General features: G+C 57.7%; 14 protein-coding genes and 1 other RNA gene. 8 read left to right on the forward strand and 7 right to left on the reverse strand.

What is annotated here, in order from left to right; translation table 11 throughout:
- Positions 1-42 precede the first annotated feature (42 nt).
- Together MRBLMR1_RS05305 and MRBLMR1_RS05310 are read left to right on the forward strand one after the other, a co-directional pair.
- On the forward strand, positions 43-1,461 hold the full coding sequence (locus MRBLMR1_RS05305) for an FAD-linked oxidase C-terminal domain-containing protein (RefSeq protein WP_148147641.1): 1,419 nt from the start codon (positions 43-45) through the stop codon (positions 1,459-1,461).
- A gap of 53 nt (positions 1,462-1,514) precedes the next feature.
- Positions 1,515-5,183 carry an AsmA family protein gene (locus MRBLMR1_RS05310; RefSeq protein ID WP_148147642.1) on the forward strand — a complete coding sequence of 1,223 codons (3,669 nt, stop codon included), beginning with the start codon at positions 1,515-1,517 and terminating at the stop codon, positions 5,181-5,183.
- A 4-nt stretch (positions 5,184-5,187) separates the two neighbouring features.
- On the opposite strand, the gene MRBLMR1_RS05315 is transcribed toward MRBLMR1_RS05310, so the two are convergent.
- From MRBLMR1_RS05315 to ssrA, 4 genes are all read right to left on the reverse strand, one after another.
- Positions 5,188-5,457 (reverse strand): ribbon-helix-helix domain-containing protein, encoded by a 270-nt coding sequence (locus tag MRBLMR1_RS05315; RefSeq protein ID WP_148147643.1) that lies wholly within the window; start codon positions 5,455-5,457, stop codon positions 5,188-5,190.
- 104 nt (positions 5,458-5,561) lie between these two features.
- A complete protein-coding gene (locus tag MRBLMR1_RS05320) occupies positions 5,562-5,756 on the reverse strand; it encodes a DUF4169 family protein (RefSeq protein ID WP_148147644.1) in 195 nt (64 codons plus the stop codon).
- 24 nt (positions 5,757-5,780) lie between these two features.
- Complete coding sequence (locus MRBLMR1_RS05325; RefSeq protein WP_148147645.1) at positions 5,781-6,284, reverse strand: SspB family protein; 504 nt, start codon at positions 6,282-6,284, stop codon at positions 5,781-5,783.
- Positions 6,285-6,403: 119 nt separating this feature from the next.
- Positions 6,404-6,768: a transfer-messenger RNA gene (ssrA, locus tag MRBLMR1_RS05330) on the reverse strand.
- A gap of 127 nt (positions 6,769-6,895) precedes the next feature.
- On the opposite strand from ssrA, the gene MRBLMR1_RS05335 reads away from it, so the two are divergent.
- The 5 genes from MRBLMR1_RS05335 to MRBLMR1_RS05355 all read left to right on the forward strand — a co-directional run bounded on the left by MRBLMR1_RS05335 (position 6,896) and on the right by MRBLMR1_RS05355 (position 12,255).
- On the forward strand, positions 6,896-7,690 hold the full coding sequence (locus tag MRBLMR1_RS05335; protein WP_148147646.1) for a thymidylate synthase: 795 nt from the start codon (positions 6,896-6,898) through the stop codon (positions 7,688-7,690).
- The gene (locus MRBLMR1_RS05340) at positions 7,690-8,220 is read left to right on the forward strand and encodes a dihydrofolate reductase (protein WP_148147647.1); all 531 of its coding nucleotides are present in this window, start codon (positions 7,690-7,692) and stop codon (positions 8,218-8,220) included. The genes MRBLMR1_RS05335 and MRBLMR1_RS05340 overlap by 1 nt, the downstream gene beginning before the upstream one ends.
- A gap of 141 nt (positions 8,221-8,361) precedes the next feature.
- Positions 8,362-9,477 (forward strand): FtsH protease activity modulator HflK, encoded by a 1,116-nt coding sequence (gene hflK / locus MRBLMR1_RS05345; protein ID WP_148147648.1) that lies wholly within the window; start codon positions 8,362-8,364, stop codon positions 9,475-9,477.
- Positions 9,474-10,400 (forward strand): protease modulator HflC, encoded by a 927-nt coding sequence (gene hflC, locus MRBLMR1_RS05350; protein WP_148147649.1) that lies wholly within the window; start codon positions 9,474-9,476, stop codon positions 10,398-10,400. The genes hflK and hflC overlap by 4 nt, the downstream gene beginning before the upstream one ends.
- Positions 10,401-10,605: 205 nt before the next feature.
- Positions 10,606-12,255 (forward strand): Do family serine endopeptidase, encoded by a 1,650-nt coding sequence (locus tag MRBLMR1_RS05355; RefSeq protein ID WP_500063817.1) that lies wholly within the window; start codon positions 10,606-10,608, stop codon positions 12,253-12,255.
- A gap of 8 nt (positions 12,256-12,263) precedes the next feature.
- On the opposite strand, the gene MRBLMR1_RS05360 is transcribed toward MRBLMR1_RS05355, so the two are convergent.
- Together MRBLMR1_RS05360 and serB are read right to left on the reverse strand one after the other, a co-directional pair.
- Positions 12,264-12,842: a GNAT family N-acetyltransferase gene (locus MRBLMR1_RS05360; RefSeq protein ID WP_148147651.1), complete on the reverse strand. Its 579-nt coding sequence runs from the start codon at positions 12,840-12,842 to the stop codon at positions 12,264-12,266.
- Positions 12,839-13,729, reverse strand: coding sequence for a phosphoserine phosphatase SerB (gene serB / locus MRBLMR1_RS05365; protein ID WP_148147652.1), 891 nt, complete (start codon positions 13,727-13,729; stop codon positions 12,839-12,841). The genes MRBLMR1_RS05360 and serB overlap by 4 nt, the downstream gene beginning before the upstream one ends.
- Here serB and miaA point away from each other — a divergent pair, their 5' ends adjacent.
- Positions 13,730-14,650: a tRNA (adenosine(37)-N6)-dimethylallyltransferase MiaA gene (gene miaA, locus MRBLMR1_RS05370; protein ID WP_148147653.1), complete on the forward strand. Its 921-nt coding sequence runs from the start codon at positions 13,730-13,732 to the stop codon at positions 14,648-14,650. It begins immediately after the preceding gene.
- On the opposite strand, the gene MRBLMR1_RS05375 is transcribed toward miaA, so the two are convergent.
- On the reverse strand, positions 14,635-16,683 hold the full coding sequence (locus MRBLMR1_RS05375; RefSeq protein ID WP_148147654.1) for a helicase HerA domain-containing protein: 2,049 nt from the start codon (positions 16,681-16,683) through the stop codon (positions 14,635-14,637). The two genes, miaA and MRBLMR1_RS05375, sit on opposite strands and share 16 nt — an antisense overlap.
- Between the last annotated feature and the right edge of the window lie 247 nt (positions 16,684-16,930).

A 16,930-nucleotide genomic window follows, 5' to 3' on the forward strand; every position in this document is an offset into this window, starting at 1 on the left:
TCTCCTAACCAATCTCCTGCTCAGCATGCAGGAGAGTTCGACATGGCAATTCGGGACGTTCAGTCTGGCGCTCGCAATGAGGACGGTATCAGCACGGTCCTTGGGATTTTGAAGCAGGCGTTCGGTGATCGTTTCCAGACCGGCCAGTCGTTTCGCGAGCAGCATGCCCATACCACCACCTATCTGCCAGCGCAGCTGCCGGATGGGGTCGTCTTCGTCGAGACGAGCGAAGACGTTAAATCGGTTGTCAGGATCTGTGCGGAACATCGCGTTCCCGTCATCCCGTTCGGTGTCGGCTCCTCGCTCGAAGGTCAGGTGAATGCGCCGTCCGGCGGTATTTCGGTTGATTTTTCGCGGATGAACAAGGTGCTGCGCATCAGTCCGGAAGACCTCGATGTCACGGTTGAGCCCGGCATTACCCGTGAAGAGCTTAATCGTGAACTGCGCGATACGGGGCTTTTCTTCCCGATCGATCCCGGCGCCAATGCCACCATCGGTGGTATGGCTTCGACCCGCGCTTCGGGCACGAACGCAGTGCGTTACGGCACGATGAAGGACAATATTCTTGCGCTCACCGTGGTGACTGCCAACGGTGAGGAAATCCGCACCGCGCGCCGGGCCAAGAAGTCTTCGGCAGGCTATGACCTGACCCGACTTTTCGTCGGCGCAGAAGGCACGCTCGGCGTCATCACTTCGGTGACGCTGAAGCTGCAGGGTATCCCTGAAAAGATCGGTGGCGGCGTCTGCGCGTTTCCGACGATCGAAGATGCCTGCAATGCAGTCATCATGACGATCCAGATGGGCATACCCGTTGCACGTATCGAGCTTCTGGATGACGTGCAGATCAAGGCCTGCAACGCCTATTCCAATCTCTCCTATCCCGAGAAGCCGACGCTTTTTCTGGAATTTCATGGCACCGAGGATACGGTCCGTATCCAGTCGGAGCAGTTTGCCGAGATCGCTGCCGAATGCGGGGGCGACGAATTCCACTGGACTGCCAATGCCGAGGAGCGAACCAAGCTCTGGAATGCGCGGCACAATGCCTATTGGGCGGGTCGCGCGCTCGACCCGTCGCTAAACGGTCTTTCTACGGATGTCTGCGTGCCAATTTCGCGGCTCGCCGAATGCGTTGCCGAAACTCAGGCAGATATCCAGAATTCCGGTCTTCTTGCGCCCATCGTCGGCCATGCAGGAGATGGGAATTTCCATGTTCTGGTGCTCTTCGACGACAAGGACCCAGCATCGGTTGCTAATGTCGAGGCATTCACAGAACGGCTCAGCCGCCGCGCGCTTGCCATGGATGGCACCTGCACTGGCGAGCACGGCGTGGGGCAGGGCAAGATGTCCTATCTCGACGAAGAGTTGGGTGGCGCGCTCGATGTGATGCGGTCGGTCAAGAAGGGGCTCGATCCCGAAAACATCTTCAATCCCGGCAAGATCTTCCGTATGGCGCAGGCGTGACTTGAACGCGACTGCCGATCCGGTAGTGTGAGTGAAACAGGAGAATTGGGACGGTGTTTGGACGCGTGATGATGGCAATCGGCGGCTCGATCGTCGTGGTTCTTTTTGCCGCGCTGCTTGCGCCGTTCTTTCTCGACTGGTCCAGTTTCCGGGTGGAGTTCGAGCAGCAGGCAAGCCGCATGCTCGGCAAGAAAGTGTCGGTGCATGGCGAGGTCGATGCCCGTATCCTGCCGTTTCCGTCGATCACGCTGCATGACGTTCGTGTAGGGCAGGATTTCGACGGCCAGCCTCTGGCGCAGATCGCCCGTTTTTCCATGGACATGGAACTTGCGCCGTTTCTTTCCGGCGAGGCGCGGATTTTCGATATGCGGATCGAGGATCCGACCGTGCGCGTCCGTGTGCTGAAAGACGGAACGCTCGACTGGATGCGTGGCAGCCATCCGGCCATTCCGACCCGCGTCGTGGTGATCGAGGATGTTCACATCAGCAATGCGGCGATTGCCGTTATCGATGAGCAATCCGGACGATCCCGAAACATCACCGGGCTGACGGCCGAAATGTCTGCAGCATCGCTTGCCGGTCCATGGCGCGGCGAGGGGAATGCCATTCTGGACGGTGAAAAGGCGCGCTTCAGTCTCGTAACCGGTGCCGCGAACGCCGAGACGAAACGCCTGCCGCTCAGGCTGCGGCTCTGGCCGGAGGACGAGCCTCTCGAAGTCAATCTCGACGGCGAGCTGACCCTGGCCGAAAATGTGCCGACCTATAGCGGCAGTTTTACTGCAAATGTGCTGCAGGAAGAGGACGAGACGGAGCCGGTTACCGCTCCGCCGCCCGGGCCTCGGGTGAAGGGCGGTTTCGAAATAACCAATGACCGGATTCGCGTTGCCGATTATCGGCTCGAGGTTGGTGCGCTCAACGAACCTTATGTGGTGACCGGAGAAGCCACGCTCGATACCGGCAGCCGGCCCGAATTTCTACTGACTGCCGAAGGCCAGCAGATCGACGTCAACAAGCTCGGCCAGCAGGGAATGCGCGGAAAGACGGGCCGCGATGCCGCCGCGTCCGCGCAGCGCCGGCTGCAGGCTTTCGTCGAGATGGCCGCATCCATTCCCATTCCGCAGGTTCCCGGCCGAGCTAGCCTCAAGCTGCCGGCCGTCATTTTGAACGATACGACGATCCGCGATATTCAGCTCGACGTGCGCCCGGCGGATGGCGGCTGGACGGTCGACAAGGCGATTGCGACCTTGCCGGGACGCACCCGGATGGAAGCGACCGGTGCACTCGTTCTGGAGGGCAGTCCATCCTTCAAGGGTGACATGCTTTTTGCCTCCACCCAGCCGTCCGGCCTGGCGGACTGGCTTTCGGGCCGGGTCGATCCGGCAATCCGCCAGCTCCGCACCGCCGGCTTTTCGGCCAAGGTTGATCTGGCGACCGATGTTCAGCGTTTCGAAGGACTGGAACTCGCGATCGGGCCGGCGACGCTCAAGGGAAGCATGGAACGGCAATCCCAGGGCACGCAATCACCCGGATTGTCTGTGAACCTTGCAGGCGATGAAATCGATCTCGATGCAATGCGGGCGCTTGCCTCGCTGGTCACTGGCGAGGATGCGGGCCGCAGCGTGCTGGACCACCGGCTGGAGGCCAAGCTCAAGGCCGAGAAACTCACCGTGTCCGGAGTCGTCGCGAAGAATGTCGATACCGCTTTCACCATGGCGGGTGGCGTCCTGTCGCTTGGGCATCTGTCCGCAGGCGATATTGCAGGTGCCCGCGTCTCTGCCGAGGGCGAAGTGCAGGGCTCGCTGCTCGATTATCGCGGGACCGCGAAGGTGCATTTCCAGTCGGCAGACCCGACGGCATTCATGGCAATGCTCAAGCAGCAATTGCCGGCGCATCCGGTTCTTGATCGTCTGAGTGCCAATGCTTCCTTCTATTCAGACGCTGACCTGACCGCGGAGCTCAGCATCGGAGAGCAGTCGGATGGCGCGTCGGTGAAGGTTGCCGGCTCCATCAACGGCAGTGCGGTCAAGGCGGACATAGAGCTGCCGACGCTGTTCAATCTGACAGGCGGCGACGCGATGACGATTGCGGCGTCGCTGGATAATCCCAAGTCGGAAATCCTGCTCGGCCAGGCCGGCCTCAATATTCTGCCCTTTGGCGGTGATGGTCCGGGCAGGCTGGCGCTGAATGTTGAGAAGTCCTCTGATGTCGCCGCCCGCACGACGCTTGCCTTCAATACGGATCGGACATCGCTTGCCGCCAGTGGTGACATATCGCTGATGGCGGATGATTTTGCGCAAGGGCGCGGCCATGTCGAGCTGAAGAGCCGGAATATCGAACCCTATCTGCTTTTGACCGGTATCGGAATTCCGCAGTTCGGCGGTGGGCTGCCAGTCGATATGCAGGCCGATATCGCTCTCACTGACAAGTCGATCGTTATCAAGTCGCTGCGTGGGAACGCAGATGGCAACGCTTTTGATGGAAAGCTGTCGATCGATCGTGCTTCAGCCAGCTTGAAAGCCGATGGTGCGCTTGCCGTCAATACGCTGGATCTCGCCTGGCTTGGCGATGCTGTCTTCGGTCCGATTACAAACCCCGAGAATGGAGAGCCGCTGGCAGAACCATTCTCGCTGCCCGTCTTCGGCGACAGTGAAGTTTCGCTGGATGTGAAGGCCAAGGTTTTCCATGCGGACGAAATTGGGGGCATAGCGAATTTCTCGACAAAGCTTCTGCATCGGGGAGGCGGGATTTCTCTCGATGACGCTTCCGGCGAATGGCAGGGCGGAAAAATTGCAGGCAAGCTTCTGATCTCCAATGGAAACGGTACCGGCATCATGCAGACGAAACTGCATGTGGAAAATGCCGATCTGTCATCCATCGTCTGGCGCAATGGAGATCGCACTGTTGCGGATGGCAGGGTCAGTTTCGATGCCTCGGCCGAGGCAAGCGGCGGCAATATGCGCGATCTTGCTGCTGCTCTGAGCGGATCAGGCGAGGTTCAGCTTTCTGATGTGACTGTTCACGGCATCAATCCGGACCTGCTCAAGACCGTGATGGCGTCGACCGATGCCGCGAAGGGCGAGGTGAAGGAAGCGAGTGTCGGTGGCAAAGTGGCGGCCCTCGTCCATCAGGGCGAAGTGGCTTTTGGGCAGGTGCATATCCCGTTTTCGATCAGTGGCGGTGAATTGCGCGTCCAGGAAATCAGGTTGCCATCGAGAAGTCTCAACCTTGCGGCGGAAGGAACTGCTGGCATTTTCGAGCGCGGCATGAATGCCTCTGTCGCTATCTCCTACAATGCCGGTGACGATGCGGTTGCCGGTGGAGACCCGACTGTGCGCCTGCTTTATTCGGGCGATCGGACGAAGCCCAAGGAACGCATAGATATTGCTGCCCTGACGAACTTCCTGTCGATGCGCGCCTATGAGCAGGAGCGTCGACGGGTGGAAATGCTTCAGTCAAGCGTACTGGAAAAGCAGCGTCTTCGCCGCGAGGTCTCGCTTTACAACTTCAATGCGACGGAGCGTGCGGCAGAAAAAGCCCGTGTTGAGGCCGAGCAGCGGCAGCGTCAAGCGATGGTCGAGGCGTCGAAAGCTGCGGAAGAGGAGCGGCAACGCAAGGCGAACGAACTTCAGCTTACAGTGCCGCCGACCAATGAGAACCTGCAACCCGGCAATCAGGTTGGCAGGCCTTTCGGCGAAGGAAATTTGCCGGGTCTCGGCCAGTAGCGATTCAGGCGCGCGCTTTTGCCGAAGGCAGCGGTTCATTCGCCATGTCGTTACCTATAACCGGGTCAGTTCCCTTCAGATAGCGGAGAACGTAGAGGCGCAAAGAGGATGAGAGGTTGCCTAGGCCACCGCGTTCGTCATCGACTTCGGTGATGAGGCTGGCGAGGCTCATGCCTCTTTCCTTGGCGATCGCCTTCAATTCGCACCAGAATTCGTCCTCCAGGGAAAAGCTCGTTCGGTGACCGTGAAGGGTGGCGGAATGCTTGTGAATCAAGAGTGGCTCCGTGATCGTCATGACCAGAGGCCCCTATAAATTTGGCGGAACGGTGTGGGTCAAGCGACCCAAATGGGCACAGCTAACAGGCCGTTAATGTCCACTTATTCTGGATTTTTTTGAGACTTTTCCAGCTTTCCCTGATTTAGGGATTTCTCAGCCTTGTCGTTTAGCGCTGTCGTCAGCGATTTCTCAGCCTTGGTGCGGCCATGGCTGATACGGCTTTGCTCGGCGTGCTTCTCTTTCTCGGAGCGCGCCTTGGTCTTCTTGAATTGCCGGAGATTGACGACGTCACCCATGGAACGATCTCCCGTCGATCTGGCCTACTGCTTCTTCCGGAAGGAATCGAGGGACACGACCGAGCCTTCCTTCTTCTCTTCGCCGTCTTCTTTTGCAGGTTCTGAAGTCTTGGCGATTGCCTCCACCGGAATGGCGGTGATTTCCGCGGAAGTTTCATCTTCCTCGGTCAACGGCACCTCGAATTCCAGTTCGAAATTCACCGAGGGATCGTAGAAGCCGCGAATGGCATTGAACGGGATGACCAGGCGTTCAGGAGTATCGGAGAAAGAAAGACCGATTTCGAACTGCGTATCGGTTACCTTCAGATCCCAGAACTGGTGCTGTACGACAATCGTCATCTGTTCGTTGTACTTCGCCTTCAGGTGCTGCGAGATGCGCACACCGGGCGCGCCTGTAAGGAAGGTAATGAAGAAATGGTGGTCGCCGGGCAGGCGGCCTGTAGCCGCGACCTCTGTCAGAACCTTGCGAATAACGCCACGCAGCGCATCCTGTGCCAGAATATCGTAACGGATATGATCCTGAGCCATGCGGTCCTGTCTTTCCCTGTTAACGTCTTTTAGTAAGACGCGTTATGCCATGCCATTTCAACGGACGGAAGTCCCGAGCCGCCGAGTCAGTTTACGATTGTATTCCAGTGTTAGGGGAAGGTGAAGGCTTCTGTTGCCAGGTGCCTTCGGACCCCGCCTTACGGGGCTAACCGTAAGGACTTAGTTCGGATTTCCCGCACCGCCATTAGGCAGCGAGAGCATAACCCTTAGCGTTGTTGTCATTTGCAACTACACTTGTGACCCGATAACGGCGGTATCATGCCGAGCAAAAGTTCGATCTTTACACCCTTGTCGATCCTATTTCGCCCCCATCATAAAGTGGCCATCGGAGGCCACCTTGTGGTGGAGGCGCCGGGTACCGCCCCCGGGTCCAATAGGTTTATTACACCGACCGTTTATCGCCATATCCGAACCGAAGTCCGGCACGGCTGATATAGGTGTTTGCGTGACCGTTGAAAAGAGGTCTTGTCATATTGGTGTGACGATAGTGAAAAGCCGGGGAAAGCGGATTTGCGTCACCGGCACGTGATTGGTGTGCGGCCGGCATGCTATTATGTAAGTCCTGAAACTCAGGAATCGGCTAGACACCCATGAAACAGTATCTCGACTTTCTCCGGCATGTGATGGAAACCGGAAGCGATCGTGGTGACCGCACCGGCACCGGCACGCGCTCCGTCTTCGGATACCAGATGCGTTTTGATCTGTCGGACGGCTTTCCGGTTCTGACGACGAAGAAACTGCATCTGAAGTCGATCATCCATGAACTTCTGTGGTTCCTGCAGGGTGACACGAATATTGCCTACCTGAAGGAAAACGGCGTTCGAATCTGGGACGAATGGGCTGATGAGAACGGCGATCTCGGCCCGGTCTATGGATACCAATGGCGTTCCTGGCCCAAGCCTGATGGCGGGCATTTGGATCAGATCGCTCAATTGATCGAGGGGTTGAAGACTAATCCCAATTCCCGCCGCCATATCGTCTCAGCATGGAACCCGGCTCAGGTGGACGACATGGCGCTGCCGCCGTGCCACTGCCTGTTCCAGTTCTATGTCGCCGACGGCAGGCTCTCCTGCCAGCTCTACCAGCGATCTGCCGATATTTTTCTGGGCGTACCCTTCAATATTGCTTCCTACGCACTGCTGACGATGATGGTGGCACAGGTCGTGGGGCTGAAGCCTGGCGAATTCATCCATACGTTCGGTGATGCGCATATCTATGCCAATCATATGGAACAGGCGCGGCTGCAGATGACGCGTGATCCCAAGCCGCTGCCGACAATGAAGATCAATCCTGAGGTCAAGGATATCTTCGGGTTCAGGTTCGAGGATTTCGAACTCGAGAATTATGTCGCCGACGCGCATATCAAGGCCGTGGTAGCAGTGTAATGGCGAAAGCTCCGCTTTCCATAGTCGTTGCCGTTTCCCGCAACGGCGTGATCGGTCGCGATGGCGATATGCCATGGAAGCTTTCGACCGACCTCAAACGTTTCAAGGCTATGACGCTTGGAAAGCCGATCATCGTCGGGCGCAAGACGCTCGATTCGTTCGGCGGCAAGCCTTTGCCCGGCCGCCCACATATCGTGGTAACGCGTGACGTGTCGCGTATCATCGAAGGCGTGCAGTTGGCCGGCTCCGTAGAAGAGGCGGTAAATACCGCGCAGGCGATCGCCGCTGCGACCGGTGCCGACGAAATCGGCATTATCGGGGGAGGCGAGATATACCGGCAGTCTATGAATTTCGTTGATCGGCTTTATGTGACGCATGTCGAAGCAGATATTCTGGATGGCGACACGTTCTTCCCGGACATCGATCCCGATATCTTCGAGAAAGTGTCCGAAGAGGCAATTCCTGCCGGAGACAAGGACAATTATCCCACGCGTTTTTCCGTCTACCGGCGGAAAAACGCGGCAAACTGAAACATTTCGTTACCGTTGACTTGGAAGTTATTGAAGTCGCGTTGAAAGCTGAGCTTCTGATACCTATAACGGGCAGGAACCCTTGCTGCTCTTCGATCAGTTGCGGCGCGAGGGAAGGGAGACACTTACAAAGAGGTTTTGATGCCCTGGAGCAATCAGAATGGCGGCGGCGGCCCATGGGGCGGCGGCGGCGGTGGCGGTAATAATCAAGGTCCATGGGGACAGGGACCAAACCGTCCGCGCGGTAACGGCGGCGGTGGCAATGGCGGTCCGCCCGATATCGAGGACATCATACGCCGCAGTCAGGATCGGCTGAAGGGGATCGTACCCGGCGGCTTCAACGGCGGTGCGGTGGTTATCGTGCTGCTCGTGGTTGCAGCATTCCTGGTTTTCCAGTCGATCTACACGGTGCAGCCGGACGAGCGCGGCGTCGAATTGCGGTTCGGAAAGCCCAAGGAAGAAGTTTCCATGCCGGGCCTGCATTTCCACATGTGGCCGTTTGAAACTGTCGAAATCGTCAAGGTTACCGAGCAGCAGCAGAATATCGGTGCAGCCAGGGGATCGAGCTCGAATGCCGGCTGGATGCTGACGGGCGATCAGAACATCGTCAACGTTCAATTCTCAGTTCTGTTCACGGTCACTGACCCCAAGTCCTATCTTTTCAACCTTGAGACGCCGGCTGCGACGCTTCAGCAGGTTGCCGATAGCGCGATGCGCGAAGTGGTTGGACGCCGCCCGGCGCAGGATATCTTCCGCGGCGGTCGTGAATCCATGTCGACCCAGGTGCGCGACATCATTCAAGGGACCATGGACCGCTACGGTTCGGGTATTGCGATCAATGCCGTGTCCATCGAGGATGCTTCGCCGCCACGTGAAGTTGCTGATGCTTTCGAGGAAGTTCAGCGCGCAACGCAGGATGAGGACCGAGCGAAGGAGGAAGCGAACCGATACGCCAACCAGAAGCTTGGTGGAGCACGCGGTCAAGCGGCCCAGGTACGCGAAGAGGCTTCCGCTTATCGCGACCGTGTCGTGAACGAAGCACAGGGTGAGGCTCAGCGTTTCATTTCCATCTACGACCAGTATGCCAATGCACCGGAAGTGACGCGTCGCCGTATTTTCATCGAAACGATGGAAGCGGTGCTGAAATCCTCGAACAAGATCATCATGGATGGTCAGCAGCAGGGAGCAGTTCCTTATCTTCCGCTCAACGAGATGATGCGTAATCCGGCCGCACAGCCGCAGGGAGGAAGCCGATGAATTCCAACCGTCTTCCAGCCTTCCTCGTTGGATTGGCCGTTATTCTGTTTCTCGCTTATTCGTCGCTTTTTGTCGTCAACGAGCGCGAGCAGGCACTTGTCATCCGGTTCGGTGAAATCCAGTCGGTCAAGAGCGAACCCGGCCTCTATTTCAAGCTGCCCTTTGCTTTCATGGATGCGGATCGTGTTCAGTATGTCGAGAAGCGCGCGTTGCGACTTGATCTGGACAATATTCGTGTTCAGGTGAATGACGGCAAATTCTACGACGTGGATGCATTCGTCGTATACCGCATCGCTGATCCGAGACTTTTCCGTGAGACCGTCTCGGGCGATAGGGAATCCGCTGAATCGCGTCTCAGGACGCGTCTCGATTCCGGTCTTCGCCGTGTCTATGGTCTTCGAGGTTTTGAAGCAGCGTTGTCGGAAGAACGGGCATCGATGATGACCGAGGTCCATCGCGATCTTAATACCGCGGCTGAAACGCTGGGCGTCAGGATCGAGGATGTTCGCATCCGCCGTACCGATCTTACGCCGGACGTTTCCGAACAGACTTTCAAGCTCATGGAGTCCGAGCGTCTGGCCGAGGCCGAACTGATCCGTGCTCGCGGTAACGAAGAAGGTCAGCGACGCCGAGCGATAGCTGATCGTCAGGTCGTCGAGCTGGTTTCCGAGGCGCAGAGGGATTCTGAAATCCTACGCGGTCAGGGCGATGCAGAGCGTAACCGGATCTTTGCCGAAGCGTTTCAGCGTGATCCGAGCTTCTTCGAGTTCTATCGCTCGATGCGGGCTTATGTTTCGGCCCTCGGTGACAATAACACGACGATGGTTCTTTCGCCGGATTCGGATTTCTTCAAATACTTCGAGACGCCGGATGGAAACCGCACTCCGCGGGCGGGAACTACGGCTCCTGCTCCGGCAAATTGAACTGGTAGAGAAGGGCGGCTTTGGCCGCCCTTTTCACGTTTTATGTGCAGAGTGGCCGCTTCCTCACGAAAAGGTAATTTCCTGCCGGGCCATTCCACCCTATTCTTTGCCGAAACTCTGCCCGATTCAGTCGTTCCTATAAGGGGATCGATAAAGCCCACATTCCTGTGGGCAATGCAGACAGTCCACAATGTGAGGAGGCCAGATGGCTCAGCAGGTTCGATCGTCCTGGAAGCGCTTTGCCGCGGGAGGTATTGCTCTGGCCGTCGCCGTCGCGCCCATGCCCGGCTGGGCACAGACGCAGCCCGATGCTCCGGCTCCAGCCCAGGCACCTTCGACGCCTTCGCAGTCGCGGCCGAGCGCGCCTGGCGCGATGCTGCCCGCGCCTGCGCCGCCGTCGACATCTTTCAATCCGCCACCTTCGCCGCCGGCCAACATGACCCCGGGGGGACCTGCATCGATCGCGGATCTTTCCGAAGGCTTGCTTGATGCTGTGGTCAATATTTCGACCTCGCAGAGTGTAAAGAGCTCCGGTAACGGCCCTCAGCCGCCGCAAATCCAGGAGGGGTCACCGTTTCAGGAGTTCTTCGACGATTTTTTTGATGGTGAGGGCGGACAGCGCGGCAACAGGAAAGTCTCTTCGCTTGGTTCCGGCTTCGTCATCGATCCCGCTGGATATGTGGTGACGAACAATCACGTCATCGAAGGCGCCGACGATATCGAGGTTGTCTTTGCCAACGGCTCCAAGCTCAAGGCGACCCTGATCGGAACCGACACCAAGACAGACCTATCCGTATTGAAGGTCGAACCCAAAGCGCCTCTGAAGGCGGTTCCCTTTGGAAACTCGCACCGTATGCGTATTGGCGATTGGGTCATGGCGATCGGCAACCCGTTCGGGCTTGGCGGATCCGTGACGCTGGGGATCATTTCGGCGCGTGGCCGCAATATCAATGCAGGCCCTTATGACAACTTCATTCAGACGGATGCGGCAATCAACAAGGGTAATTCCGGTGGTCCGCTGTTCAACATGCGTGGCGAGGTCATAGGGATCAACACGGCTATCATTTCGCCTTCGGGCGGTTCGATCGGCATCGGTTTCGCCGTGCCGACGGAGATTGCCGAGAATGTCGTGCGTCAGCTTATCGAATTCGGCGAGACAAGACGCGGATGGCTCGGTGTGCGTATTCAGCCGGTGACAGATGAAGTCTCCGAGAGTCTCGGTCTCGACCGGGCGAGAGGTGCGCTGGTTTCCGGCATCATCAATGATGGACCGATCAAGAACGGCGAGATCAAGGCCGGCGACGTGATCGTCAGCTTTGATGGCGAGCCGATCAACGAGATGCGGGATCTGCCCCGTATTGTTGCTGAAAGCCCTGTCGGCAAGGAGGTTGATGTCGTCATCCTTCGCGATGGCAAGCAGGAGACCGTCAAGGTAACACCGGGTCGGCTGGAAGACAGCGTTCAATCTGCAGATGCCGACGGCGAGGATCCCCAGGCCGACGATGCGCCGGAAACGAATGACGGCAGCGATCAGGGCGCCGAGCAGAGCAAGGAGCCGGTAAAAGCTTATGGCATGACGATTGCCGTGCTCGATGAAGAGCGCCGCAAGAGCTTCGATATCGCTGAAAGCGTTGAGGGCGTGGTGGTGACTGAAGTTGCCGCCGGCTCGCTTGCAGCCGACAAAGGCGTGAAGCCGGGTGAGGTCATTGTCGAGGTGGCGCAGGATTTCGTCGAGCAGCCAAGTGATGTCACCAGCCGGATGGATGCGCTGAAGGCGGAGGGACGCAGAAACGCTCACATCATGATCGCGGACAAGGCGGGTAATCTGCGTTTCGTCGCGATCCCTCTCGATTGAGATCGAAATCAGGCAGGCCTTCGGGCCTGCCATTCGTCTTTTGAAATGGTGTAAACGACATGCCGTTTCAGGTGGGGATATGTATCGGGAATACGCGGATGGCTGAAGCCCATCTCTTGGCGTCTGCGCATTCCAAGGCGTTTCATAACGTTGGTCGAGCGATGGTTCTTCTCAACCGCGAAGGAGACGACGCAATCTACATTTCGGCGAGCGAAGGTTTGATCCAAAAGCGCGCTTGCCGCTTCGGTGACGTAACCGTTTCCCCAAAACCGTGTCGCGAGACGCCAACCGATCTCGATTGTATCATCTGAGAATATCCCTGGAAGATTGGGATGAGACAGGCCACAGAAACCAACCGGTTCCTGTGTCTCCTTCAGTACGACGGCAAAGAACCCCCGTCCATCTTCAGTTATCATCCCGTTGAGCTTGTCCAGGAACGCGTCGGCTTCCTCGTAGCTTCGCCGGAACGGAAAAAACTCCATGACCTTAGGATCGGCGTTGATTTCACGGAAAAGGTCGCGATCGGCTTTGATCCAGGTGCCCAGGATCAGACGGGGCGTCTCGATGATGGCGACCCGCCGGCTCATTCGGTGACGAAGTCGCTTTTCCGATAACCCTGGATGTAGAGCAGGGCCGTCAGGTCGCCGTGGTGGATGCGCATCTTTGCCTGTGCGGCGACGGTGGGCTTGGCGTGGAGTGCGACGCCGGAACCGGCAATGCTCAGCATGCCGAGGTCGTTAGCGCCATCGCCAACCGCGATTACGTCATCGGGCGAGATGCCAAGTCTGGCTGAAATCTCCTCCAGTGCATCGACCTTGGCCTGCTTGCCGAGGATGGGTTCGGCAACCTCGCCGGTAAGAATGCCGTCCTTTTCGATCAGGACGTTGGCGCGGTTCTCGTCGAAGCCGAGCGTGGCCGCGATCCGGCTGGTAAATACCGTGAAGCCGCCAGACACAAGGGCAGCGTAATATCCCTTCGATTTCATCGTCGCAATCAGCTCGCGGCCACCGGATGTCAGTGTGATGCGTTTGGCAATTACGTCATCGACCACCGTGATCGGAAGGCCCTTGAGCAGGGCGACACGCTCGCGTAGGGCAGGTTCGAAGGCGATTTCGCCGTTCATGGCACGGGCGGTAATCGTTGCTACCTTGTCTTTCAGGCCGACGACGTCGGCGAGTTCGTCGATACATTCCTGGCCGATCATGGTGGAATCCATGTCGGCGATCAGAAACTGCTTGCGTCGTGTTTCCGCTTGCTGGACGACGACATCAACCGGTGCATCTGCTATCAGCTTGCGCAACCTGGATTCCGCGGTCTTTACGTCTTCGTCGTCATGCAGGGCAATGTCGCAGGCTATGCCGTCCGCAAGCCAGTATAGACCCGAAGTCCTGACGGCTCCGGCTGCCTGCTCTGCAAGAGCCGAGTTGAGAACCGGATTTGACGGATGGGCAATGAGCGTGGCAACGAAAGCCATATGGAAAACCTTGTGCAAGACATCGACGCGATCCTGATAACCGGGCCGACGGCCAGCGGCAAGTCGGCACTGGCCGTCCGGCTGGCCGAGAAGCGAAATGGTGTTGTCATCAACACCGACAGCATGCAGGTCTATGATACGCTACGGATGCTGACCGCACGGCCATTGGACGATGAGATGGAGGGAATAACTCATCATCTCTATGGTCATGTCGCTGCGACAAAGGCTTATTCGACAGGAGAATGGCTGCGTGACGTGGCCTCTCTTCTGCCAGACATTCGCGCTCGCGGTCAGCTGCCTATCTTCGTCGGTGGCACTGGTCTCTACTTCAAGGCGCTGACCGGTGGTCTTTCGGACATGCCGGAAATTCCCCAGGAGATACGTTGCGAGGTTCGGCTGAGGCTGAAGCATGAAGGGCCGGAGGCGCTTCACTCGGAGCTGGCGCAGAAAGATGCAGCGGTGGCCGATGCTCTGGAAGTTCGGGATGGACAGAGGATTGTCAGAGCGCTTGAGGTCCTGCAGGCCACAGGGCGGTCGATCGTCGAGTTTCAGGGCAAGCAAGGGCCGGTGATTATTGATCCTGCCCGCGCACAGAAATTTGTCGTACTGCCGGATCGCGCTGTTCTTCACGATCGCATCAATCGCCGTTTTGAGAAGATGCTTGACCAAGGAGCGATCGATGAAGTTAAGGCGCTTCTTGCGCAAAATCCTTCTGATGATCTGCCTGCAATGAAAGCAATCGGAGTGCGCGAGATCGCCGGAATGCTCAATGGCGAGATGTCGAGAGCAGGCGTGATCGAACGCAGTTCGGCCCTGACACGGCAATATGCAAAACGGCAGATGACCTGGTTCCGCAATCAGATGGATGAAGACTGGCGCCGTATTGACGGTTTGCCTGCGTTGGTTCAGTCCTTGTCGTAAAGACTGCTCAAAGGCTTCTTCAGCAAGCTATCCCGGAAGGAACCTTCCCGTTTCAGGAACGGATTGGGTCGTGCAACCGGATCGGGCGAGGGTGCCAGCGTGCGGTCACGCCCGCCGCTCCGGTTATCCAGTGGCGTTGCTTGCTCGACCCTTGCCGGCCTCGGTAACATGTCCGGGCGATAGGGTTCTGTAGACTGGCTGGATCTGGTTTCTGCAGCGCTGTGAGACCCGATCTCCCGCTTCCAGCGATCAAGTTCGGCATCACTTGCCGGGGGGAAGTCGACGTTGGTTTCGGGGATGAAGGGAGCAGCAGGCATTGTGCCAGCCGCTTCGGCGGCGAGATAACTTTGCTGGAAAGTGCTGATATCGGGGCCGCTGACTGAGCGCATACGCGAGACAATGGTACGCAAGTCGACGGTGTCGGGTGTCTCCTCGTGATTCTTGTCAACGATTCCGTGGGCCTTGGGCAGGTGCTGAGAATCGACGTGGGTGAACTTCATTCTCATCGGGACGGCAATTGCTTCGCCAAATGCGATCGCCTCGCCATTGCCGATCGAGGAGAGAAAGCTCGTGGTAGAGACCGATGAATTCGGAATGGCCGACTTGATGATCTCCTGATCCCGGTCGTTGGAGAGCCGCATGGCAAACAGCGTCGAACACTGTGAGAGAATGGTCTGATCGAGTTCGCCCGGACGCTGGGTGATCACGCCGAGGGAGACGCCGTATTTGCGGCCTTCCTTGGCAATTCGCGCAATTGCCTGGCGGGTCGGAATGAAACCGAGAGTGGGATCGGCCGGCACGTAGCGATGTGCTTCTTCGCAGACCACCAGCATGTGGATGGCGCCATTGCTCCACAGGGCAAGCTCGAAGGCCATACGGCAGAGGATCGACGCGACGGAATTGACCACTTCCGACGGTATGCCGGCGAGCTGGAAGGTCGAGATCGGACGGTCGTTGCCGGGAATGCGGAATATGTGCGCGATCGTCTCCATGATCGTGTCGTGGATCGTGTTGTTGGAGAACATGAAATGATAGCGCGGATCGTTGATGGCGGAAACGATGCGCATTTTCAGCGACCGGAGGAATGGTTTTTCAGCGCGGCCTTCGAGGCGGCCGATGCGGTCATCGATCAGTGCGAGAAGATCGGCCATGCGGTAGGGAACCGGCGTGTCCGCCGTAACGGAGCTTTTCTCTGCGGATCTTTTGGTCAGGCTGGATTCGCTGCCGCGGAAAGCTCGCTTGGCTTCCGGGATGAGGTCGCGAAGCATATCCAGTTCTTCGGGAACCCCCGGGCGTCCGCGAAACACCACTTCGGCAAATTCTTCAAGCCGCATGAGCCAAAAAGGCAGATCCAGCGTGTCGGTGTCGATTGTTACCGCGTGTTCGGGAAAGGCTGCCGCGAACTCGTTGTGCGGATCGAGGATAAGAACCCTGAGTTTCGGGTCTGACTCGATAGCCTTGTGTAACAGCAGAGAAACCGCAGTCGACTTGCCGACGCCGGTTGAGCCGACGATAGCGAAATGTTTCGACAACATCGTCGGCACATGGATCGCAGCATCGATGCTTTCGTCCTGGGTCAATTTGCCGACGACACATGTTTCGCTCTTGCCGGGGTCGTAGATCTTTACGAGATCCGACGAGCGTATCCGGTGGGCAATCGCTCCAAGATAGGGGTATCGCGATATGCCTCTGGAAAACTGCTCTCGCCCATCCGGCCCAACACGAACCTCGCCGAGAAGCTCGACTTCGATCTGAAATTTGGTGTCATCGGTTTCCGACCACTCGCGTATGCCGGTCTGCATCGAATAGGCCAATGCCACGACGCGGTTCTTGCCAACGGTAATCGAGATGAGGCGCCCTACAGACCAGAGCTCGGTGAGCTCGGTTTCGCCAGCCTCTGCTACGGCTGCGATGGTTGCGTGCGCTCCATTGCAAGAAACAACCCTTCCCAGGAAGCGGTTTCCCGGCTTCATAGGATCCCGGCGATCTTGCTCTCCTGATGTGGGAGAGCGATGGGATTCGTCATTCAGCAAAAGGCGCCCCTGTCATTGGGGTGGAAACTCAAGCAGTGTCCGGGCGGCGTACTGGAAATGCAAATTATGGCGTGCCGCTTAACAACTGGTGTAGGTTCTGCCAACGAAATGATCAGGTTGATTGAAAACAGGGCCTCCGAGAGGCTTTTTGATTAATCGCCGCGTTGACGAATGTGTATTATGCGGCTAACACTCCCGGCCATGAAGATTTCGAAGGCACTTATTGTGGTGGGAACGCGCATGGGCA

The sequence above is a fragment of the Neorhizobium sp. LMR1-1-1.1 genome, assembly GCF_040675795.1.
In the GTDB taxonomy this organism is placed as follows: domain Bacteria; phylum Pseudomonadota; class Alphaproteobacteria; order Rhizobiales; family Rhizobiaceae; genus Neorhizobium; species Neorhizobium cellulosilyticum.